Annotated in this window: 13 protein-coding genes; 9 read left to right on the forward strand and 4 right to left on the reverse strand. The window is 72.5% G+C overall.

The window, feature by feature from the left end; all coding sequences use genetic code 11:
• Nucleotides 1-122: 122 nt before the first annotated feature.
• From OG251_RS26700 to moeZ, 3 genes are all read left to right on the forward strand, one after another.
• The gene (locus OG251_RS26700) at nt 123-1,088 is read left to right on the forward strand and encodes an NAD-dependent epimerase/dehydratase family protein (protein ID WP_073717977.1); all 966 of its coding nucleotides are present in this window, start codon (nt 123-125) and stop codon (nt 1,086-1,088) included.
• On the forward strand, nt 1,076-1,900 hold the full coding sequence (locus OG251_RS26705; RefSeq protein WP_326679507.1) for a spherulation-specific family 4 protein: 825 nt from the start codon (nt 1,076-1,078) through the stop codon (nt 1,898-1,900). Before OG251_RS26700 ends, OG251_RS26705 begins: the two co-directional genes overlap by 13 nt.
• 85 nt (nt 1,901-1,985) lie before the next feature.
• Nucleotides 1,986-3,164: an adenylyltransferase/sulfurtransferase MoeZ gene (gene moeZ / locus OG251_RS26710; RefSeq protein WP_073717975.1), complete on the forward strand. Its 1,179-nt coding sequence runs from the start codon at nt 1,986-1,988 to the stop codon at nt 3,162-3,164.
• 109 nt (nt 3,165-3,273) lie between these two features.
• Here moeZ and OG251_RS26715 read toward each other — a convergent pair whose 3' ends face one another.
• From OG251_RS26715 to OG251_RS26725, 3 genes are all read right to left on the reverse strand, one after another.
• Complete coding sequence (locus OG251_RS26715; RefSeq protein WP_326679508.1) at nt 3,274-4,866, reverse strand: alpha/beta hydrolase; 1,593 nt, start codon at nt 4,864-4,866, stop codon at nt 3,274-3,276.
• A 258-nt stretch (nt 4,867-5,124) separates the two neighbouring features.
• Nucleotides 5,125-6,723: an alpha/beta hydrolase gene (locus OG251_RS26720; protein ID WP_326679509.1), complete on the reverse strand. Its 1,599-nt coding sequence runs from the start codon at nt 6,721-6,723 to the stop codon at nt 5,125-5,127.
• Between the two features lie 187 nt (nt 6,724-6,910).
• Nucleotides 6,911-9,796 (reverse strand): lysylphosphatidylglycerol synthase transmembrane domain-containing protein, encoded by a 2,886-nt coding sequence (locus tag OG251_RS26725; protein WP_326679510.1) that lies wholly within the window; start codon nt 9,794-9,796, stop codon nt 6,911-6,913.
• 221 nt (nt 9,797-10,017) lie between these two features.
• On the opposite strand from OG251_RS26725, the gene OG251_RS26730 reads away from it, so the two are divergent.
• The 5 genes from OG251_RS26730 (at nt 10,018) to nudC (ending at nt 20,660) form a co-directional block, all read left to right on the forward strand.
• On the forward strand, nt 10,018-10,476 hold the full coding sequence (locus tag OG251_RS26730) for an MGMT family protein (protein ID WP_326679511.1): 459 nt from the start codon (nt 10,018-10,020) through the stop codon (nt 10,474-10,476).
• Between the two features lie 438 nt (nt 10,477-10,914).
• Nucleotides 10,915-14,565: an ATP-dependent helicase gene (locus OG251_RS26735; RefSeq protein WP_326679512.1), complete on the forward strand. Its 3,651-nt coding sequence runs from the start codon at nt 10,915-10,917 to the stop codon at nt 14,563-14,565.
• Nucleotides 14,566-14,621: 56 nt separating this feature from the next.
• Nucleotides 14,622-18,242, forward strand: coding sequence for an ATP-dependent helicase (locus tag OG251_RS26740; protein WP_326679513.1), 3,621 nt, complete (start codon nt 14,622-14,624; stop codon nt 18,240-18,242).
• Nucleotides 18,243-18,252: 10 nt separating this feature from the next.
• Nucleotides 18,253-19,659 carry a dipeptidase gene (locus tag OG251_RS26745; RefSeq protein ID WP_326679514.1) on the forward strand — a complete coding sequence of 469 codons (1,407 nt, stop codon included), beginning with the start codon at nt 18,253-18,255 and terminating at the stop codon, nt 19,657-19,659.
• Between the two features lie 44 nt (nt 19,660-19,703).
• Nucleotides 19,704-20,660 (forward strand): NAD(+) diphosphatase, encoded by a 957-nt coding sequence (gene nudC, locus OG251_RS26750; RefSeq protein ID WP_326679515.1) that lies wholly within the window; start codon nt 19,704-19,706, stop codon nt 20,658-20,660.
• Nucleotides 20,661-20,744: 84 nt separating this feature from the next.
• On the opposite strand, the gene OG251_RS26755 is transcribed toward nudC, so the two are convergent.
• The gene (locus tag OG251_RS26755) at nt 20,745-20,999 is read right to left on the reverse strand and encodes a glutaredoxin domain-containing protein (protein WP_073717966.1); all 255 of its coding nucleotides are present in this window, start codon (nt 20,997-20,999) and stop codon (nt 20,745-20,747) included.
• Nucleotides 21,000-21,293: 294 nt separating this feature from the next.
• Here OG251_RS26755 and OG251_RS26760 point away from each other — a divergent pair, with 294 nt between their 5' ends.
• Complete coding sequence (locus OG251_RS26760; protein ID WP_326679516.1) at nt 21,294-23,513, forward strand: ATP-dependent DNA helicase UvrD2; 2,220 nt, start codon at nt 21,294-21,296, stop codon at nt 23,511-23,513.
• Nucleotides 23,514-23,580: the final 67 nt, after the last annotated feature.

Genomic DNA, 23,580 nt, shown 5'->3' on the forward strand with positions numbered 1-23,580 from the left:
CCCCACCCCGCGGAGCCGACGCCGTGGGCCCGCCTCGCACGTAACTGCCCCAAGGAGACACCGGACATGACGCCCCAATCCCCCGCACCGGCAAGCCGCCGTCGGCACCGAAGGGGTGCACGATGAGGGTGCTGCTGCTCGGAGCCAACGGATTCCTCGGCCGCTTCGTCGCCGACCGCCTGCTCGCCGATCCCGCCGTGCACCTCACGGCACTCGGCCGCGGCGACGACGCCGACGTACGGTTCGACCTCGCGGGCGGCAGCCCCGGAGCGCTCACCCGCTTCCTGGACGCCGTCCACCCCGGGGTCGTCGTCAACTGCGCGGGTGCCACCCGCGGCGGCGCCCGCGACCTGACCAGGCACAACACCGTCGCCGTCGCCACCGTCTGCGAGGCCCTGCGCCGCAGCGGCTGCGGGGCCAGGCTCGTCCAGGTCGGCTGCGCCTCCGAGTACGGGCCCTCGCAGCCCGGCTCCTCGACCGCCGAGGACGCCATCCCGCGCCCCGGCGGCCCGTACGGGGTCAGCAAGCTCGCCGCCACCGAACTCGTCCTCGGCTCGGACCTGGACGCCGTCGTGCTCAGAGTGTTCTCACCGGTCGGTCCCGGCACCCCGGCGGGCTCGCCGCTCGGCAGGCTCGCCGAGGCCATGCGCCGGGCCATGCAGTCCGGCGACGGCGAGCTCAAGCTCAGCGGTCTCGGGGTGCAGCGTGACTTCGTCGACGTACGGGACGTGGCGCGTGCCGTGCACGCCGCCTCGCTCTCCGCCGCGCAGGGCGTCGTCAACATCGGCACCGGCCGGGCCGTACGGCTGCGCGACGCGGCCGCCGTCCTCGCCAGGGTCGCCGGGTACGCGGGCGCACTCCACGAGCTGGACACGCCCCCCGCCCGGATTCCGATCGGCGCCCCCCGCGCCTCCACCGAATCCGTCGTCGAGCACCTCTCGGCCACCCCGTCCCCGTACCCGGACGGCTGCGGCGGCTGGCAGCAGGCCGACGTCCGCACCGCCCGGGACCGGCTGGGCTGGCGGCCCCGGATCAATCTGGAGGAGTCCCTCGCCGACATCTGGATGGAGGCGGCGTGCCGTATCTGACCACCACCGGTGCCGCGCGGCGGACCTGTGGCGGCGAACAACTCGGCTTCGGCGTCCCCGGATACGCCCATCCGCTGCTCGCGCCCACCGAGTGGGCCGAGCTGGTGCGGCCGGGCACCCCACTGCACTGGGCGGTCCTCAACATCGCCGACGGGCCCGGCTCCCGGCCGGACCCGCACTGTCTGGAGGCCGCGGGCCGGCTCCGCAATGCCCGGGAGCGGGCCCTGCACGGCGAGGCCCCGGACGACTCCGTCCGGGCCGCGGGCGGCAGGCTGCTGGGCCACCTCGATCTGGCCTTCGGCAACCGCCCCTTCGGCGAGCTGATCGCCGACGCGCGGTCCTTCCTCGACTGGTACCGGGTCGGCGGCTTCTATCTCGGCCGCTGCCCGGCCGAGCGCGCCGAACTCCCGGCGGTCCGGCGGCTCACCAGCACCCTGCACACCCTGCTGGAGGGGAGCGACAGCGGCGACGAGGGCGGGCGCCTCGTGCTGGGGCACGGCACCCACCCGTATCCGGGCTACGCCGAAACCGCCGATCAGCTGGTCACCTTCCGCGGCCCGTGGGCCGACTACCGCTGGTCACAGGTGGCCCAGTGGACGGCCAACTACCCGCCGGAGCGCTTCGCGCACTTCGTCCACGGCGTTCCGCGCACCCATCTCGACGAGGCCATGCGCATCGCCCGCTGGCAGGGAGCGGGGACGATCTTCTTCACCGACCGGGACGACCATCACGGACAAACCGATCCATTCGCGGCGCTGCCCAGTTACTGGGACGAAATCGTCTCGCGGATCGGACCCGGTATCTCGGAATGAGAGGGGGCGTGGCAGTGTTACGGCAAGAACAACCGTACGTAGATGAAGTACGTAGAATCCGACCACCTGCATTGTTGAGGTTCCTGTGTCGCTGCCACCCCTGGTCGAGCCAGCTGCTGAGCTCACCGTCGACGAGGTCCGCAGGTACTCCCGCCACCTGATCATCCCGGATGTCGGGATGGACGGACAGAAGCGCCTGAAGAACGCGAAGGTGCTCTGTGTGGGCGCCGGCGGGCTCGGCTCTCCGGCCCTGATGTACCTGGCCGCGGCGGGCGTCGGGACGCTCGGCATCGTGGAGTTCGACGAGGTCGACGAGTCGAACCTGCAGCGCCAGATCATCCACAGCCAGGCCGACATCGGCCGCTCCAAGGCGCAGTCCGCCAAGGACTCCGTGCTGGGCATCAACCCCTACGTGAACGTCGTCCTCCACGAAGAGCGGCTCGAAGCCGAGAACGTGATGGAGATCTTCGCGCAGTACGACCTGATCGTGGACGGCACGGACAACTTCGCCACCCGCTATCTCGTCAACGACGCCGCGGTCCTGCTGAACAAGCCGTACGTGTGGGGCTCGATCTACCGCTTCGACGGCCAGGCATCCGTGTTCTGGTCCGAGCACGGCCCCTGCTACCGCTGCCTCTACCCGGAGCCCCCGCCCCCCGGCATGGTTCCCTCCTGCGCCGAGGGCGGCGTGCTGGGCGTGCTCTGCGCGTCCATCGGCTCCATCCAGGTCAACGAGGCCATCAAGCTGCTCGCCGGCATCGGTGACCCGCTGGTCGGCCGTCTGATGATCTACGACGCCCTGGAGATGCAGTACCGCCAGGTCAAGGTCCGCAAGGACCCCGACTGCGCGGTCTGCGGCGAGAACCCGACCGTCACCGAGCTCATCGACTACGAGGCCTTCTGCGGCGTCGTGTCCGAGGAGGCCCAGGAGGCGGCGCTCGGCTCCACGATCACTCCTCAGCAGCTCAAGGAGTGGATCGACGCCGACGAGAAGATCGAGATCATCGACGTCCGCGAGCCGAACGAGTACGAGATCGTCTCGATCCCGGGCGCCAAGCTGATCCCGAAGAACGAGTTCCTGATGGGCAACGCCCTCACGGACCTGCCGCAGGACAAGCGCATCGTCCTGCACTGCAAGACCGGTGTCCGCAGCGCCGAGGTCCTCGCGGTCCTCAAGTCGGCGGGCTTCGCCGACGCGGTGCACGTGGGCGGCGGCGTGATCGGCTGGGTGCACCAGATCGAGCCCGAGAAGCCGGTCTACTAGAGCCTGAACCGAACAAGGGGCCGGTCCGCGGAATGCGGGCCGGCCCCTTCGCATACGGAGGCGGCCCGGCCCGCACGTGCCCGGGGGCGCGAGCGGGCCGGCAGGAACGTTACGAGCAGGTCTTCCCGTCCGCCGGAACCTTCCCGTCCAGGAAGTAGTCGTCGACGATCGAGGTCACGCACCCGCTCTCGCCGTACGCACCGTGCCCCTCGCCCTTGTTGGTGACCATGATCCCGACGCCCTTGCCCAGCTCGTCGGCCATCTTCCGCGCGCCCTCGTACGGCGTCGCCGGGTCACCGGTCGTGCCGATCACCAGGACCGGACCGGCGCCCGGAGCGCTCGCCTCCGGGGTGTCGTGCTCACCTGCGACCGGCCACTGCGCGCACCAGCCCGCGGTGTCCCAGGCGAGGAACGGGCCGAAGACCGGGGACAGCTGCCTGAACTCGGGCAGCAGCGCCCTGGCCTCGTCCGCCGTGGGGCGGGCCTTGGAGTCGGCGCACGAGATGGCCCGCTGCGAGTGGTTCTGGGTGTCGTAATGCCCGTTCTCGTCCCGGCCGTTGTAGGAGTCGGCCAGCTGGAGCAGCCCATTGCCCGTGCCGCTGTTCTCGGCCTCGTCGAGCGCCTCGGTCAGAGTCGGCCAGCTGCTCCTGGAATAGAGCGGGGTCACGATGCCGGTGATGGCCAGCGACTCGCTGAGCTTGCGCCCGGTGCTGGTCGGCAGCGGGTTCTTGTCGATCCGCTCCAGCAGCCGCGCGATCCGCTGGGTGCCCGCCTTCGGGTCCTGGTCCCGGTCCTTCAGGTAGTTCTCCAGCGCCCGCTGGAAGCCGGTCGCCTGATTGCGGGCATGCCCGACCCCGTCGGCCGTCGGGTCGACGACCGCGTCCAGCACGGTGCGCCCCACGTTCTTGGGGAAGAGGTGCGCGTACGTGCCGCCGAGCTCCGTACCGTAGGACATGCCGAAGTAGGAGAGCTTCCTGTCGCCGAGCACCTGCCGGATCAGGTCCAGGTCACGGGCGGCGTTCGTCGTCCCCACGTGCGGCAGGACCTCGCCCGAGCGGCGCTCGCAGCCCGCGCCGAAGTCCGCGCCGTCCTTGACGAACGCCTGCTCCTCCGCCGCCGTGTCCGGGGTCATGTCGATGCTCCGGTAGGACTGCTCCTGCTCCTCGTCGGTGCGGCAGTTCACCCCGGCGCTGGCCGCGACCCCACGTGGATCGAAACTCACCAGGTCGTAGCGGGAGTTGAGATTCCCGTACGAACCGGCGGCGCGCGGCAGTATGCCGACGCCCGAACCACCGGGCCCGCCGAAGTTGAAGAGCATCGAGCCGAGCCGGCCGCTCTTGTCCCGGGCCTGCTTGCGGATCAGCGCGATCCCGATCGTCTCGCCGGACGGCTTCGCGTAGTCCAGCGGTACGTCGACGGTCGCGCAGCGCCAGCCGGAGCCGGGGGCGGTTCCGCCTGCGGGGGCCTTGCAGCGCTTCCAGTCCGGCCGCTGGGAGGTGAGCGACGCGGGCAGCACGGGGGACTTGGGGTCGTCCGCGGGGGACGCGGTGGCGGTGGGGGTGCGGGGCGCGGCGGACCGCCCGGCCGCCGGTTCGGCCCCGGTCGTCTCCGGCTCCGAGCTGCAGCCCGCGAGGGCTCCGGCAGCCAGCAGGGCCGCCCCGGTCAGGGCCACCGCCCGACGGGTCCGTCCATGTACACGCATGTGCTGGAATCCCTCCCGATGCCCGATGCCCGAAGTCGCGCGACGCGCCGGGCCGTACAGATGTGCGGCCATGCTAAGGGGTGTCCCGCGATCCCCGGCCGCCGATGCCCGTACGGTGATCCGCACGGCGGTCGCGGTGATCCGGGCGGGCGTTGGGGTGGTCCGCGCGGGGGTTGCCCTGATCCGGGCGGGCGTTGGGGTGGTCCGGGCGGGGGTTGCCGTCATGCGCGTGGCCGTCGTCGGCCCGCCGGTCCGGATTCAGCCGCAGACCGTGCCGGCCGCCGGGACCCTGCCGTCCAGCAAGTAGCCGTCGACCGCCTTCTGTACGCAGGCGTCGCCGCTGTTGTACGCGCCGTGTCCCTCGCCCTTGTACGTCAGCTCGATCCCGACGCCCTTGCCCAGCTCCTCGGCCATCGCCCGTGCTCCCTTGTACGGGGTGGCCGGGTCACCGGTGTTGCCGATGACCAGGACGGGGTCCGCCCCCGGGGCGCTGACGTCCGGGGTGTCCCAGGCGCCCGCGACCGGCCAGCCGGTGCAGCTCAGCAGCCCCCAGCCCAGATAGTCGCCGAAGACCGGGGACGCCTTGCGGTACTCGGGGAGCGCGGCCTTCGTCTGCTCCAGGCTGAACCGCTGCTTGGAGTCGGCGCAGCTGATGGCGATGTTGGCGGCCGTGGAGTTGTCGTAATGGCCTTCCTTGGAACGGCCGTTGTACGAGTCGGCGAGGGCCAGGAGCAGTGCGCCGTCGCCGCCGTCCGCCTCGTCGAGGCCCTGTTCGAGCAGGGTCCAGCTCTCCTGGGAGTAGAGGGCGGAGGCGACGGCCGTGGTCGCCTGGGACTGGGTCAGCTGCCGGTCGCCCAGGCCGTCGACCGGCTGCTTCTCCAACTGGTCCAGGAGATCGGCGATCCACTGCTCGACCTCCTTGCCGGTGGACCCGGGGAGCTTGCAGTCGTCGCGCTCCGCGCAGTCGGCGGTGAAGCTGTCGAAGGCGAGCTGGAAGCCCTTGGCCTGGTCGAGGGAGGACTGCCCCGCGTCCTGGGTGGGGTCGACCACCGCGTCCAGGACCGCCCGGCCGACGCGCCCGGGGAACAGATGGGCGTAGACGCCGCCCAGTTCGGTGCCGTACGAGATGCCGAAGTAGGAGAGCTTGTCGTCGCCGAGCACCTGCCGCATCAGATCCAGGTCACGGGCGGCGTTCGTCGTTCCCACGAAGGGCAGTTCGGCGCCCGAGTTCTTCTCGCAGTCCGCGATGTACGACTTCTGGTCCGCGACGAGCGCCTTCTCCTCCGCGGCGTCGTCGGGGGTGGAGTCCTCCTGGTTGCGGGCGTCCATCGACGCGTTGTCCGCGCACTCGACGCCCTCGCTGCGGCCGACCCCGCGCGGGTCGAAGCTCACCAGGTCGTAGCGGGTACGGAGCTTCTCGTACTCCGTACCGAAGGCGGGCAGCGTGGCGACGCCGGAGGCGCCGGGGCCACCGAAATTGAACAGGAGGGAACCGATCCGCCGGTCCTGGTTCCTGGCCTTTCCCCGGACCAGCGCCAGCTCGATCGTCCTGCCGTCCGGCTTCCCGTAGTCGAGCGGGGCGTCCATGAAGGAGCACTCCCAGACGGTGCCGCCGGGCAGCGGGGAGGGCGACCCGCCGCCGCCCTGGGCCTCGTTCGGAGCCGGGCAGGGCTGCCAGTCGAGCTTCTGGGACGACAGTTTCCGCGCCGTCGAGGACGGTGAGGCGGTCGATGCCTCGGAGGGCGTGGACCGGTCCGCACCGCCGCTGTCGTCGCTGTCCGAGCAGGCGGCCAGGGGCAGCAGCACGGTGGCGGTGGCAGCGAGGGCAGCGGCACGCAGGGCGGGGGAAGTCCTCATGAGCCCATCGTGCGGCGGGGCACGGGGGAGCGCGCGGGGCGCGGTCCATGCGGGTGGCGCGGGGCCCGGTACGGCGGGGTGGGTATGGGCTGCCGCCCGGCCCCCGGTACGGCGGGGTGGGCAGGGGCTGCCGCTCGTCCCCGGTACGGCGGGTGCGCTTCTTCCCGTACGCCGGTCGGCGCGGGGGCTAGAGCTCGCCCTTGCGGGTCAGCTGGCTGAAGCAGATCCAGCCGGGCAGCACCGGCAGCCACAGCGTCATCACGCGGTACAGCACCACCGCCGGCGCCGCGACCTCCTTCGGCAGGCCGACCGCGATCAGTCCCAGCGTCAGCGCGCCCTCGACCGCGCCCACGCCGCCCGGGGTCGGCGCCGCCGACCCCAGCGCGTTCCCGGCGAGGAAGACCACCGCGATGCTCGCGTAACTGAGCTGGGGGACGTCGGGGCCGCTGAACGCCCGGATCGACGCGTCCAGGCAGAGGACGAACAGGCCGGTCAGCAGCAGCATGCCGCCGATGCCGGTGAGCAGCTTCTGCGGGCGCTGCACGACATCGAGCATGCGCGGGACGACTCCGGCGAACAGTGACCGCACCCGTGTGACCACGAACTTCCGCAGGAACGGAATCGCGGTCACCACCAGCACCAGTACCGCGACCGTGAGCAGCCCGGCGATGACCGTGCGGGACGGGGTGAGCGAGTCCGGGGTCCTCTCGGTGCCGGTCAGATAGCCGAACAGCGCCAGCAGCAGGATGTGGCAGCCGAGCCCGAACAGCTGGGACGCGCCGACACTCGCGACGGCCAGTCCGGGGCGCACCCCGGAACGCTGGAGGAAGCGGGTGTTCAGCGCCACGCCGCCGACCGCCGCCGGAGCGACGATCTTCACGAACGAGCCGGCCACCTGCGCCAGCACGGTCTTGCCGAAGGGCACCCGTTCCGGCACGAAGCCCAGCAGGCTCATCGCCGCCGCGACGTAGCTCAGGGCCGAGAAGCCCAGCGCCGCCGCCACCCAGCCCCACTCCGCCTCCTCGACGACCGTGCCGAAGTCGGCCTGGGTGATCTGGGAGATCAGGAAGTAGGCGGCGATGGAACCGGCGATGAAGCTGAGGAGGGTGCGCGGCTTGATGCGTTCGAGGCGGACCGGTTCGACCGGGGCCTGCGGCCGGATCAGCAGCACCTCGCGGCGGATCTGGGTGAGCAGATCCTCCTCGCGGGCCCCGTCCAGCGCATCGTCGATGGCCCGCTTCTCGGCCTGCTTCTCTGTGCGCAGGGACTTCCGGCCCGCCTTGCGGTCACCGGACCCGGCCGCCGCTTCGCCCGTCCCGGTGGCCCCGGAGCCGTCCGTACGCAGATGCTTGGCCGCCTGGGACGCCTCCAGCACCGCCTCGCGCTCGCGCTGCGCACGCTCGCGGGCGATCCTGCGCAGTGCCGCCCGGGTGGAGCGGCTCAGCGCGATCGGCTGGAGCAGCGGCAGGGAGTCGGCGACGGCGTCGGGCCCGAGCACGGCGAGTGCCCCGGCGACGGACCGTTCGGCTCCCACCCGCAGCCCGAGGGTGGTGAGGAGCTGGGCGACATCCATCCGCAGGACCAGATCCCCGGCCGCGATCTCCCCGCCCCGCAGATCCGTGACGAACGCCTTGCCGGAACGGTCCACCAGGATCGCGTCACCGGTGAGCCTGCGGTGCGCGATGCGCCGGGACTGGAGCGCCTTCACCTGACGCCAGGCGCTGCGCACCAGGTCGTCGGTGATCTCCTCGTCCTCCATCGCGTCCAGGGAACGGCCGCCGATGTGCTCGTACACGAGCATCACCGCGTCGGGCCCCAGTTCGGACGTGGCGATCAGCTTGGGCGCGTTGGCCCCGGCGGCGATCGCCGCGTAGGCGAGCAGCGCCTCCTGTTCCAGGGCCTGGCGCAGCGACTGGATGGACCGGCGCTGGGTGATGCCGCGCAGGGTGAGTCGGCGCCACACCCGGTAGAAGAACCCCTGGGCCTGCTGTTCACGGTCGACGATCGTCACATCGAGCGGAGGCCCGTCCTCCAGAGTGACCAGATAGCGCCGCCCGCGGTCGTTCTGGTCGGCGTTGTCGGGGGCGTCCTCGGCGCGCATCGCGGCGACCGGACGGAACCCGACGTGCCGCAGACCCGCCATCAGGTGCTGGCCGGTCGGCCGGACGTTGGGCGAGCCGACCGCGTACAGGGTGCCGTACGCGACGGTCCAGCCGATCAGCACGGTGAGGATGATCGAGAACGGGGTGGTGTAGCCGCCGACCAGCATCGCGAACGCGTCGAGGAGCAGGACCACCCACAGCACGACCCGCCAGCGCGGCCGTCTCGCCATGCCGACCGCCGTCATATAGGCGATGACGGGGGCGAGGTAGCCGTGCACGGGATCGGTGAGCCCGTCTCCGGGCTGCGGCTGGGTCAGCGCGTCCTGGATGGTGGCGGGGGCCGAGCCGGAGACCCAGAGGTCGGTGGCGAGCGTGACGCCGTGGGCGAGCACGGCGGCGAGCACGCCGTCCGCGATCCGCAGTCCGTCCCGTTTGACCAGGCGCTCGATGGCGAAGGCGACGGGGACGAGCAGCACGGCGATGCTGGACACCAGTCCGGCGATCTTGATCAGCAGGTCGGGTGCCTGCGCCGTGCCCTTGGAGATGTCGTTCTCAAGGCCGGTGGTGGTGTTCTGGGCGAAGACGGCGATGGTGAACAGGACGACGATCGCGAGGATGCCGATGAGGAGCCGCAGAAGATCGGAAGGGCGGTGGACCCGCGCGGGAAGGAGCGGCTCGTCGCCGGAGACCCGGTCGGTCAGCTCGCTCTCGACGGTCGCGAGGGTCGAGCCGGAGAGACGGTCGGGCTCGCGCTCAGGTCCGTCCGGTACGCCGGGTGAGGCCGGTCCGCCAGGTCCGCGAGGTGCGTCCGGTCCGTCGGGTGCGGCGGCCGGTGCGGCGGTTCGGGCCGCTTGTTCCGGTGCGGAACCGGCGGTGCCGTCGGCAGTGTCCCCAGCGGCGTTCCCGGTGGTGTCCGACGCGTGCGGGCGCGATTCGGCATCGGGGGCGTCCGCCCCCTTCGGTGGCTGCACGCCCTGCTCCTTCGTCGCCTCTGAATCGTCTTCGTGGTCTCGTATCACCGGTCACCGCCCGCATGATGGTGGCACGGGCCGCAGACAGAGGGGGGCATCAGGGTGCGTCGCACAGGTGCGAGATGCGCAAGATACGCTCCTTTGTGCCCACACGCACGCTCTGTGCGCGGCCGGACACGGATTCGGCGGAACTGTCGGTGGCGTACGGCAGGATGGGCCGGATGAGCGAAGACCGGGAGACTCAGGACCGGGCGGGCGGGGGCGGTGGCGAATCGGCACCGCCCGGCGCCGAGCTGCCGGAGTACGCGGAACGGGTCCTGGATGTCGCCGACCTGATTCCGCCCGGCCGCGTCATGACGTACGGCGATGTCGCCGAATGGCTGGGCGACGGCGGCCCCCGGCAGGTCGGCCGGGTCATGGCGCTGTACGGCTCCGCGGTGCCGTGGTGGCGCGTGGTGCGGGCCGACGGGGCGATGCTCCCCGGCCATGAACTGCGGGCGCTGGACCACTACCGAGAGGAAGGCACCCCGCTGCGCGGGGCGTCCCGCGCCGCCGCCGGACATGTGCCGCGCCTCGACATGAGACAGGCACGGTGGGACGGGGTGACCGGCGGGACCGGTGCCATCGGTGGGGGCGGCGGGACCCGTGGTCCGGACGGGGGCGAGGAAGCTCACATCTGACAGCTTCGGCCATCCGGCTCTCCCAGCGGCGCCGCCGGGCGCGTACGGGAAACGCGTCGGGGCCCCGGACCGGTCCGGTCGACCGCCCGAGGCGCCCCGGACCGGCCTGTCGCCCCCGACCGGTCCGCACGACCCCCTCCGGCCGTCGGACCCGCTCGTCCCGGCGATCCTGACCATCCCGCCGGAACCGACCGTCCCGGCAGACCCGACCGTCCCGGCGAACCTGACCATCCCGGCGGACCCGATCGTTCCGTCGGACCCGACCATCCCGGCAGACCTGATCGTTCCGGTCGGCCGAGCGACCCCGGCCGACCGGATACGTGACGAGGGACGCAACGGACTCGCCGCCTCCCGCGCCACCGCTGGCGTAGCGTCGTCAACGCGCGGCACGCTCCGCCCCTCTCCTCACCAGCACACCCACCAGGACCGGCGACCCACGTGAGCTCCTCCTCTTCCACCCGGCACAGTCCGCACCGTGAGACACGGCAGCGGACCCCGGGCGCGTACCGACTGGTGCGCACCCCGCCGGGTTCCGTGGATCCCCCCCTCCTGGACGCGAGTCAACGCGCGGTGGTTGATCACCGGGGCGGTCCGCTGCTCGTCCTCGCCGGACCCGGCACGGGCAAGACCACCACACTCGTCGAGGCCGTCGCGGCCCGTGTGACCGCGGGCGCCGACCCGGCCCGCATCCTGGTCCTCACCTTCAGCCGCAAGGCCGCGGTCGAGCTGCGCGACCGGATGGCTGCCCGGCTCGGCGCCGCCCGGGGTCCGCAGGCCACCACGTTCCACTCCTACTGCTACGCCTTGGTCCGCGCCCATCAGGACGCCGATCTGTTCGCCGATCCGCTGCGTCTGCTGTCCGGCCCGGAACAGGACGTCACCGTCCGCGAGCTGCTGGCCGGGCAGCTCGACCTGGAGAAGGCCGGCCTCGCCCATGTCCGCTGGCCGGACGAACTGCGGGCCTGCCTGACCACGCGCGGGTTCGCCGACGAGGTACGTGCGGTGCTGGCGCGCAGCCGCGAGTTGGGCCTCGGCCCGGACGCGCTGGCCGCCTTCGCCCGCCGCACGGGCCGTCCGGACTGGAGCGCGGCGGCCCAGTTCCTCGCGGAGTACCTGGACGTGCTCGACGCGCAAGGGGTCCTGGACTACGCGGAGCTGGTGCACCGCGCCGTGCTGCTCGCCGAGCGCCCCGAGGTGTCCGAGGCGCTGGCCGGGCGGTACGACGCGGTGTTCGTCGACGAGTACCAGGACACGGACCCGGCGCAGGTACGGCTGCTGCACGCGCTGGCCGGGAACCGCGGACGCGGTCCCGGCAGGGGCGGCGGCCGGACGCTGGTCGCCTTCGGCGACCCGGACCAGTCGATCTACACCTTCCGGGGCGCCGACGTGAACGGCATCCTCGACTTCCCGGACGCCTTCCGGCGCGCGGACGGGGAGGCCGCTCCCGTCGGTGTCCTCACCACGTCGCGCCGCTCGGGTGCCGGGCTGCTCGCCGCGACCCGGCTGCTCACCCGCCGGATGCCGCTGACCCGCCTCCCGGCGGCCAAGGTGCGCGCCCACCGCGAACTCACCGCCGTGCGCGAGGGCGGCCGCGTCGAGACGTACACCTATCCGACCGCGTCCACGGAGCTCGACAACATCGCGGACCTGCTGCGTCGCGCGCATCTGGAGGACGGCGTTCCGTGGCACGAGATGGCCGTGCTGGTACGGGCCGGCGGCCGCTCGATCCCCGCGGTCCGCCGCGCTCTCACCTCGGCCGGAGTGCCCCTGGAGGTGGACGGCGACGATCTCGCGCTGCGCCACGAACCGGCCATCGCCCCGCTCCTGACCGCGCTGCGCACGGTGGCCACGGCCGCCCTCCAGCGCCCGGCCCCGGAGCCGCGTACGGAGAACGGGCCGGAGGAAGCCACCGCAGCCGCGGCGCCCGACGACGCCGAAGCTGTCGCGGAAGCCGAAGCCGAAGCCGAAGCCGAAGCCGAAGCCGAAGCCGATGCCGTCGCAGATGCCGAAGCCGAAGAAGATGCCGTCGCCGATGCCCCTGATGCCGCCGATGCCGCAGAAGGCGGCGACGCCGAACCCGGCACCCGCACGGAGGCCGACGCGGAGGCCGACGCGGAGGCCGACGCAGAGGCCGACGCAGAGATTGACGCGGAGGTTGACGCCGAGCCCGCCACGGCACCCGTCACAGCGCCCGGCACCGTCCCCGGGCCGGCGTCCTGGCTGGACACCGAGACCGCCCTCGCCCTCCTCACCTCGCCCCTCGGCTCCATGGACGCCGCCGATCTGCGCCGTCTCGGCCGGGCCCTGCGCGACGAGGAACGGGCCGCCGGGAACCGCGTTCCCGCGCCCTCCGGTGAGCTGCTGGCCCGCGCACTCGCCGAACCCGAGCGCCTCGTGACGCACGATCCGGCGTACGCCCGCGGAGCCCAGCGCCTCGGGGTCCTCCTGCGCAAGGCCAGGGAACTCCTCGAAGGCGGCGGCACCGCGGAGGAGGCCCTGTGGACCCTGTGGAACGGCACCCCGTGGCCGACCAGGCTGGAGCGGGCCGCGCTGCGCGGCGGCGCCGGAGGCCGTAACGCCGACCGTGACCTCGACGCCGTCTGCGGCCTCTTCGAGACCGCCGCGCGCGCCGAGGAGCGCACCGGCGGACGCGGGGCGCTCAACTTCCTGGAGGAGGTCGACGCGCAGGACATCGCCGCGGACACCCTCTCCGGGCGGACCGTGCGCCCCGAGGCCGTACGCCTGATGACCGCCCACCGCTCCAAGGGCCTGGAGTGGCGCCTGGTCGTCGTCGCCGGGGTGCAGGAGGGGCTCTGGCCCGACCTGCGCCGCCGCGGCTCCCTCCTGGAGGCGGACCGGATCGGCCGCGACGGCCTGGCCGAACCCCTCACCCCCGGCGCCCTCCTCGCCGAGGAGCGCCGGCTGTTCTACGTCGCCGCGACGCGCGCCCGCGAACGCCTCGTCGTCACCGCGGTCAAGGCCCCCGCCGACGACGGCGACCAGCCGTCCCGCTTCCTGACCGAACTGGGCGTCGAGCCCCGCGACATCACCGGCCGGCCCCGCCGTCCCCTCGCCGTCGCCGCGCTCGTCGCCGAACTCCGCGCCACGACGGTCGACCCGGCGGCCTCCGACGTCCTGCGCGACGCCGCCGCCCAGCGGCTCGCCCGGCTGGCCGCGCTCACCGACGACGAGGGCCAGCCGCTCGTCCCCGCGGCTCATCCGTACCGCTGGTGGGGCCTGTACGAGCCGACCCGCTCCGCCGTGCCGCTGCGCGACCGGGACCAGCCCGTCGCGCTCTCCGGCAGCGCGCTCGACCAGCTCGCCAACACCTGCGCCCTCCAGTGGTTCCTGGGCCGCGAGGTGAAGGCCGACGCCCCGGCGACGGCCGCGCAGGGCTTCGGCAACGTCGTCCACGTACTGGCCGACGAAGTGGCCTCCGGCCGTACCCCCGCCGACCTGGCCGTCCTCATGGAGCGCCTCGACTCCGTCTGGAACGGCCTGGTCTTCGACGCGCCCTGGAAGTCGGAGCAGGAGAAGGACCACGCCCGCGCCGCCCTCGAACGCTTCCTGCGCTGGCATGTCATGGACCGGGCCGGCCGCACGCCCGCCGCCAGCGAGCACGACTTCGACGTGACGCTCGAAGCGGGCGAGTACGCGGTCCGCATCCGCGGCTCGATGGACCGGGTCGAGCAGGACGCCGAGGGCCGGGCGTACGTCGTCGACTTCAAGACCGGCAAGCAGTCGCCCACGAAGGACGAGGTGGCCGCCCACCCCCAGCTCGCCGTGTACCAGCTGGCCGTCCGCGAAGGCGCCCTCGACGAGGTGTTCGACGGGCATCGGCCGGACTCCGGCGGCGCCGAACTCGTCCAGCTGCGGCAGCCCGCCCCGAAGAAGGAGGGCGGCGACGCCCATCCCAAGGTCCAGGCCCAGGAACCGCTGTCCGGAGCGTGGGTCTCCGATCTGCTGGCGACGGCCGCGGGGCGGGTCCTGGACGAACGGTTCACGCCCACGACCGGCCAGCACTGCACCCACTGCACCTTCCGGGCCTCGTGCAGCGCGCAGCCGGAGGGCCGCCAGGTCGTGGAGTAGCCGACGAGCGCCACGGGACGCGGCAGGTTGTCGGTGCGTCCGGTTACGGTTCTTGGGTGTCCTCACGTCTCACCGATCCCGAGCAGCTCAAGGAGCTCCTCGGGATCCCCTTCACCCCGGAGCAGACGGCCTGCATCACCGCGCCGCCCGCCCCGCAGGTGATCGTGGCCGGAGCCGGTTCGGGGAAGACCACGGTGATGGCCGCCCGCGTGGTCTGGCTGGTCGGGACCGGGCAGGTCGCCCCCGAGCAGGTCCTCGGCCTGACCTTCACCAACAAGGCGGCGGGCGAACTGGCCGAGCGGGTCCGCAGGGCGCTGGTCGCCGCCGGGGTCACCGACCCGGACACCATCGACCCGGACGACCCGCCGGGCGAGCCCAGCATCTCCACGTATCACGCGTTCGCCGGCCGGCTCCTCACCGAACACGGCCTGCGCATAGGGCTCGAACCCACCACCCGGCTCCTCGCCGACGCCACCCGCTACCAGCTCGCCGCCCGCGTGCTGCGCGAGGCGCCCGGCCCCTACCCGGCCCTGACCAGGTCGTTCCCCACGCTGGTCAGTGATCTGCTGGCGCTCGACGCCGAGCTCGCCGAACACCTCGTACGCCCCGGACAGCTCGCGCGCCACGACACCGACCTGCTCCACGCGCTGGAGACGGCCAGGCTCACCAACGCGGAGCTGCGGAAGATCCCCGAGACCGCCGGGGCCCGGCGCGAACTCCTCGGCCTGACCGAGCGGTACCGCGCCGCCAAGCGCGGCCGGGACCTCCTCGACTTCGGCGACCAGATCGCCCTCTCCGCCGAGCTGGCCCTCACCAGGCCCGAGACCGGCACCATCCTCCGCGAGGAATTCCGGGTCGTCCTGCTCGACGAGTACCAGGACACCTCCGTCGCCCAGCGCCTGCTGCTCTCCGCCCTCTTCGGCAACGGGCCCGAGGGGCCGACCGGCCACGCGGTGACCGCCGTGGGCGACCCCTGCCAGGCGATCTACGGCTGGCGGGGCGCCTCCGTCGCCAACCTCGACGACTTCCCGCTCCACTTCCCGCACTCCGACGGCACCCCCGCCACCCGCTACAGCCTCAGCGAGAACCGGCGCAGCGGCGGCCGCCTCCTGCACCTCGCCAACGGCCTCGCCGACCCGCTGCGCGCCATGCACGAAGGCGTCGAGGCCCTGCGCCCCGCGCCCGGCGCCGAGCGCGACGGAACCGTCCGCTGCGCCCTGCTCCGTACGCACACCGAAGAGATCGACTGGCTCGCCGACTCGCTCGCCCACCTCGTCACGACGGGCACCCCGCCCGGTGAGATCGCCGTGCTGTGCCGCACTGCCGGGGACTTCCCGCAGATCCAGGCGGCGCTCGTCGCCCGCGACATCCCGGTCGAGGTCGTCGGCCTGTCCGGACTGCTGCACCTGCCGGAGGTCGCCGACCTCGTCGCCGTCTGCGAAGTCCTCCAGGACCCGGGCGCCAACGCCTCCCTGGTCCGGCTGCTCACCGGACCGCGCTGGCGGATCGGCCCCCGTGACCTCGCTCTGCTCGGCCGCCGTGCCCGCCTCCTCGTCCACCACGCCTCGCATGCGGACGACGAGGACCACGACCCCGACCGCCGCCTCGCGGAAGCCGTCGAAGGCATCGACCCGGCCGAGGTGATCTCCCTCGCCGACGCCCTGGACACCTTCCTGGTCGCGGGCGACGCCCAGGACGACGGGCTGCCGTTCTCCGCGGAGGCCCGGGTCCGCTTCGCCCGCCTCGCCGGTGAGCTGCGTGATCTGCGACGCTCGCTGGCCGACCCCCTCATGGACGTGCTGCACCGGGTCCTCGCCACCACCGGTCTCGAAGTCGAGCTCTCCGCCTCCCCGCACGCCCTCGCCGCACGCCGCCGCGAGACCCTCGCCAACTTCCTCGATACGGCGGCGGGCTTCGCGGCCCTCGACGGCGAGGCCACCCTGCTGGCCTTCCTCGGCTTCCTGCGCACCGCCGCGCAGTACGAGAAGGGCCTGGACAACGCCCTGCCCGGCGGCGAGAACACCGTCAAGGTCCTCACCGCGCACAAGTCCAAGGGCCTGGAGTGGGACGTCGTCGCCGTGCCCGGACTGGTCACCGGACAGTTCCCCAGCACCCAGTCACGGGACGCCTGGACCTCGCAGTCCAAGGTCCTGCCGCACTCCCTGCGCGGCGACGCGGCCACCCTCCCGGTCATCGGCTCCTTCGACGCCAAGGGGCTCAAGACGTTCAAGGAGGAGATGAAGGAGCACCAGCACACCGAGGAGCTGCGCCTCGGCTATGTCACCTTCACCCGCCCCCGCTCGCTGCTCCTCGGCTCCGGCCACTGGTGGGGACCGTCCCAGAAGAGGACGCGCGGCCCGTCCGCCTTCCTCCACGCGCTGTACGAGCACTGCGCCGCCGGATACGGCGAGATCGAGTCCTGGGCCGACGAACCTGCCGAGGACGAGGAGAACCCGGCGCTGGCGGAGCGGGACACCGATCAGGCCTGGCCGCTCCCGCTGGACGACACCGCGCTGGCCCGCCGCCGCGCCGCCCGGGACACGGTGCTGGCCCACCTGGAGTCCCTGGCCGCCGCCGGTCCCGTACCGGCGGACGACGAGGGCCGCCCCGGGAGCCCCCAGGACGAGCCGTTCGACGACTCCTTCGACGACTCCTTCGACACCTCCCTCGGCGACCCGCTCGACGACCTGTTCGCGGGGGAGGAGCTGGACTGGGACGCTCTGCCGACCGAACGACCCGGGGAAGCCCCGCACGTACCCGCGGCGCGCCAAGGGGACGACGGAGACAGCTGGGGCAGAGGGGACGGTGCCGGCACGGGGGACCATATGGACCGCGGGGATCGCGCAGACCGCGGGGATCGCGCAGACCACGAGGATCGCGCAGACCACGAGCGCCCCGCAGGCCGCGGGGATCGCGCAGACCACAAGCGCCCCGCAGACCACACAGGCCACGAGGACCTCGCTCGTCCTCCCTCGCTCACCCCGGAGGAAGCGCGCACCCTCGCCTCCTGGGACCGCGATCTGGACGCCCTCGCCGGGGAGCTGCGCCGCTCCCGCGCCACCGTGCGCGACGTCCTCGTACCCGCCTCGCTCTCCGCCACCCAGTTGCTGCGCCTGGCCGAGGACCCCGACGCGTTCGCCCGGGAACTGGCCCGGCCCATGCCGCGTCCGCCCCAGCCCGCCGCCCGCCGGGGCACCCGCTTCCACGCCTGGGTGGAGTCCCGGTTCGAGGAGGTGCCGCTGCCCATGCTCGGCCCCGACGAACTGCCCGGCGGCGACGAGAGCGACGCGGAGATCGCCGACGAGCGCGACCTCGCCGCGCTCAAAGAGGCGTTCGAGCGCACGGAGTACGCCCGCCGCACCCCGTACCGCGTCGAGACGCCGTTCCAGATCACGCTGGCGGGCCGGGTGATCCGGGGCCGGATCGACGCGGTGTACCGCACGGGTGACACATACGAGATCGTGGACTGGAAGACCGGCCGCCACCGCTCGGCCGATCCCCTCCAGCTCGCCGTCTACCGGCTGGCGTGGGCAGAACTGCACGGCCTGCCGCTCGACTCGGTCACCGCGACGTTCCTCTACGTACGCAGCGGGGAGACCGTTCACCCCGCCGGGCTGCCGGGCCGGACCGAGCTGGAGCGGCTCCTGCTGGACGAGCCACCTCCGCCGGGCCGATAGGCTCAACAGCATGAGCGACACCCCGGACAGCGCCGTCCGTACGTACACCGAACAGCACCGCACAGCCTTCCTCGACGACCTCGCCGAGTGGCTGCGCATCCCGTCCGTATCCGCACAGCCGGAGCACGCAGGGGACGTACGGCGCAGTGCCGAGTGGCTGACCGCGAAGCTCAAGGAGACCGGCTTCCCGGTCGCCGAGATCTGGGAGACCCCCGGTGCCCCGGCGGTGTTCGCCGAATGGCCCTCCGACGACCCGGACGCACCGACCGTCCTCGTCTACGGCCACCACGACGTGCAGCCCGCGGCCCGCGAGGACGGCTGGGACACCGACCCGTTCGAGCCGGTGATCCGCGACGGCCGGATGTACGGGCGCGGCGCGGCCGACGACAAGGGCCAGGTGTTCTTCCACACGCTGGGCGTCCGGGCGCACCTCGCCGTCACCGGCCGCACCACCCCCGCCGTGCACCTCAAGCTGCTGATCGAGGGCGAGGAGGAGTCGGGCTCCCCGCACTTCCGCGCCCTGGCCGAACAGCGGGCGGCCCGTCTCGCCGCCGACGCGGTGATCGTCTCCGACACCGGCATGTGGGACGAGACGACGCCGACCGTCTGCACCGGTATGCGTGGCCTGGCCGAGTGCGAGATCGAGCTGTACGGCCCCGAGCAGGACATCCACTCCGGATCGTTCGGCGGTGCGGTGCCCAACCCCGCCACCGCCGTCGCCCGCCTCGTCGCGGCCCTCCACGACGACCGGGGCCGGATCGCTGTCCCCGGTTTCTACGACGGTGTGGCCGAGCTCACCGACACCGAGCGCGCGCTCTTCGCCGAGCTGCCCTTCGACGAGGCCACCTGGCTGCGCACCGCCGGATCGCACGCCGCGTCCGGGGAGGCGGGGTATTCCACCCTGGAGCGCGTCTGGGCCCGCCCCACCGCCGAGGTCAACGGCATCGGCGGCGGCTACCAGGGCGCGGGCAGCAAGACGATCATCCCCTCCTCGGCCATGGTGAAGATCAGCTTCCGGCTGGTCGCAGGCCAGGAACCCGAACGCGTCCAGCAGGCCGTGCTGGCCTGGGCCGAGACACAGATCCCGGCCGGTGTCCGCCACCGGATCACCTTCTCGCCCGCCACCCGCCCGTGCCTCACCCCGCTGGACCACCCCGCCCTCCAGGCGGTGGCCCGCGCGATGGGCAGGGCCTTCGGCAAGAAGATCCTCTTCACCCGCGAAGGGGGCTCGGGCCCCGCCGCGGACCTTCAGGACGTCCTCGCCGCACCCGTTCTCTTCCTGGGCATCTCCGTACCGTCCGACGGCTGGCACGCCCCCAACGAGAAGGTCGAACTGGACCTTCTGCTCAAGGGAGCGGAGACAACCGCCCACCTGTGGGACGAGCTGAGGGTCTCGCTGCCCGCGGCACTCCGCTGAATCCTCTGAACACCCGATCCATCCCGGGGGAGTAGGAAGCACCTGTGAGCACCTTCGACAACGCCACCGCAGACCGCCCGATCGGTCTCACCGCACCCAGCGGCATCGACCGCGCCGCACATCACCGCCTCGACGAGGCGTGGCTGTCCGTCGCCTGGAGCCACCCGACGACCAGGGTCTTCGTCGTCTCGGGCGGGCAGGTGCTGATCGACGACACGGCCGACGGCGGCTCCGAGATCGTCATGACCCCGGCCTTCGAGGCGCCGGTCACCGAGACCCACCGCTACTTCCTCGGTACCGATGAGGACGGCGTCAGCTACTTCGCGCTCCAGAAGGACTCCCTGCCCGGCCGCATGGACCAGTCGGCGCGTCCGGCGGGTCTGCGCGAGGCCGGACTGCTCCTCGGCGCCCGCGACGCGGGCCTGATGGTGCACGCGGTGGCCCTGGAGAACTGGCAGCGCCTGCACCGCTTCTGCTCCCGCTGCGGCGAGCGCACCGTCATCGCGGCGGCCGGACACATCCGCCGCTGCCAGGCGTGCGGAGCCGAGCACTACCCGCGGACCGACCCGGCCGTGATCATGCTGGTCACGGACGACCAGGACCGGGCCCTGCTGGGCCGCCAGGTGCACTGGCCGGAGGGCCGCTTCTCGACGCTCGCCGGTTTTGTGGAGCCGGGGGAGTCGATCGAACAGTCCGTGGCGCGCGAGGTCTACGAGGAGGCGGGCATCACGGTCGGCGAGGTCGAGTACATCGCCAGCCAGCCCTGGCCGTTCCCGTCGAGCCTGATGCTCGGCTTCATGGCGCGGGCGACCTCGTCGGAGATCGAGGTGGACGGCGAGGAGATCGAGGAGGCCCGCTGGTTCTCCCGCGAGGACCTCACGGCCGCCTTCGAATCGGGCGAGATCCTGCCCCCGTTCGGCATCTCGATCGCGGCCCGTCTGATCGAGCTCTGGTACGGCAAGCCGCTGCCGAAGCCCGGCAGCGCGACCCGGACGAACTGACCGCACCGCGGCGGCGCCACGCACACGACTGCCCCCTTCCGGCCAGTGCGGGAAGGGGGCAGTCGATGCGGGCGGAGCGGTGCGTCAGGCGGCCAGCGCCTGCTTCACCTGGGCCAGCGAGGGGTTCGTCATGACCGACTCGGTGCCGGACGGCGCGACGACGAGAAGCGTCGGGACCGTCTGGTTTCCGCCATTCGCCTTCTCGACGAACGCCGCCGAATCCGGGTCGTGCTCGATGTTGACCTCGGTGTACGGGATGCCTTCGCGGTCCATCTGGCCCTTGAGCCGGCGGCAGTAGCCGCACCACGTGGTGCTGTACATCGTCACAGTGCCCGGCATGTCGCTCGCGCTCCTCTGTCTCGTCCGTCTGGCTGCAAAGCTGGAAGCTGGAATGTGCGTTCCCGCACGGAGTGGAACGTACGGGACCCGGCCACCATTCCCGCAACGGGCCGGACACACCGCGCGAGCGACGGGGATCGGCCGCGGCCGTACGGAACCGTCCGTGGCCGGCGCCACATCGGCCGATGCGGGCGGCTGTGGTCAGTACGACACCGCCCGTGGTTTGTACGACGGATGCGGCATCCCTGTGGACAACCTCCGCACCAGCCCCTCGCGACCTGGCAGCATGGCGGGGTGACAGCAGCAACGCATTCCACCCTCTTCCCACAGGTCCCCGAGTCCCCGGATGCCGTGCTCGACGGGCTCGACCCCGAGCAGCGCGAGGTGGCTCTGGCGCTGCACGGACCTGTGTGCGTGCTGGCCGGAGCCGGTACGGGCAAGACGAGAGCGATCACGCATCGCATCGCGTACGGGGTGCGGGCGGGGATCATCCAGCCGACGACGGTGCTCGCTGTCACGTTCACCAACCGGGCCGCGGGCGAGATGCGCGGCCGGCTCCGCCAGCTCGGTGCCACGGGGGTGCAGGCCCGGACCTTCCACTCCGCGGCGCTGCGGCAGCTCCAGTATTTCTGGCCGAAAGCAGTCGGTGGCGAGCTGCCCCGCCTGCTGGAACGCAAGGTACAGCTGGTCGCCGAGGCGGCGGCCCGCTGCCAGCTCCGGCTCGACCGCAATGAGCTGCGGGACGTCACGAGCGAGATCGAGTGGGCCAAGGTCACCCAGACCGTGCCCGCCGACTATCCGGCCGCGGTCGCCAAGACCCAGCGGGACGCGCCGCGCGATCCGGCGGTGCTCTCCCAGATCTACGCGATGTACGAGCAGCTGAAGCGCGACCGTTCGGTGATCGACTTCGAGGACGTGCTCCTTCTCACTGTCGGCATCCTCCAGGACCGGCACGACATCGCCGACCACGTGCGCGGCCAGTACCAGCACTTCGTCGTCGACGAGTACCAGGACGTCAGCCCGCTCCAGCAGCGGCTGCTCGACCTCTGGGTGGGCGACCGGGACAATCTGTGCGTCGTCGGCGACGCCAGCCAGACCATCTACTCCTTCACCGGGGCCACCCCCGACCACCTGCTGAACTTCCGCACCCGCCATCCGAACGCGACCGTGGTCAAGCTGGTGCGGGACTACCGCTCCACACCCCAGGTCGTCCACCTGGCCAACGGACTGCTGAGCCAGGCCCACGGCAAGGCGGCCGAGCACCGGCTCGAACTGGTCTCGCAGCGCGACAAGGGCCCGGAACCGTCCTACACGGAGTACCCGGACGAACCCGCCGAGGCCGAAGGCACCGCCCGCCGCATCCGCGACCTGATCGCCGCGGGTGTCCCGGCCGGTGAGATCGCCGTGCTGTACCGGGTCAACTCCCAGTCCGAGGTCTACGAGCAGGCGCTGGCGGACGCCGGTGTGCCGTACCAACTGCGCGGCGCCGAGCGGTTCTTCGAGCGCGCGGAGGTACGGGAAGCCGGTGTGGCGCTGCGCGGTGCGGCCCGCGCCGGGGGCAACGACTCGCTGCTCGACGAGGCGGAGGGCCTGCCCTCGCAGGTGCGGGCGGTGCTCTCCACGAAGGGCTGGACCAGCAGGCCGCCCGCCGGCTCCGGCGCGGTGCGGGACAAGTGGGAGTCCCTGGCCGCGCTGGTGCGGCTCGCCGAGGACTACGAAACGGCCAAGCCGGGGGCGACCCTCTCCGACCTGGTCATGGAGCTGGACGAACGCGCCGCCGCCCAGCACGCCCCCACGGTCCAGGGCGTCACCCTGGCCTCGCTCCACTCGGCGAAGGGCCTGGAGTGGGACGCCGTGTTCCTGGTCGGCCTCACCGAGGGCATGATGCCGATCGCGTACGCCAAGACCGACGAACAGGTCGAGGAGGAGCGGCGCCTGCTGTACGTCGGGATCACCCGGGCCCGCTTCCACCTCTCGCTGTCCTGGGCGGTGTCCCGCTCACCCGGCGGCCGCGCGAGCCGCCGTCCGACCCGCTTCCTGAACGGGCTGCGGCCGGGCTCGGCGGCGCTCGGCGCCCGGGGCGGCACCGGCGGCACGGGCGGCATCGACCGGGGCTCCGGTACGGCGGGCGGCGAGGGCCGGACGCCGGTGATCAAGCGGAAGCACCGGGGGCCGGTGCTCTGCCGGGTCTGCGGCAAGACCCTCACCCAGGCCGGTGAGATGAAGCTGATGCGCTGCGAGGACTGCCCGTCCGACATGGACGAGGCGCTGTACGAGCGGCTGCGCGACTGGCGCGCGGGCCGGGCGGAGGGGCTGCGACAGCCCGCCTACTGCGTGTTCACGGACAAGACGCTGATGGCGATCGCCGAGGCGGTGCCGGGCAGTGAGGGCGAGCTGGTCGTCATCGCCGGGGTCGGGAACCGCAAGTTGACCCGCTTCGGCGCCGATGTGCTGGCCATCTGCGCAGGTGAGGCCCTGGATGAGGAGCGCGCGGAGGGCAGCGACGAGGAGTGAGAAAAACTCGTCGGGAAAATAGTTTGCGCCTGCCCCAGTCATCACCATAGGTTCTTAACCACGGGAA

The organism is Streptomyces sp. NBC_01237, from assembly GCF_035917275.1.
Taxonomy (GTDB): Bacteria; Actinomycetota; Actinomycetes; order Streptomycetales; family Streptomycetaceae; genus Streptomyces.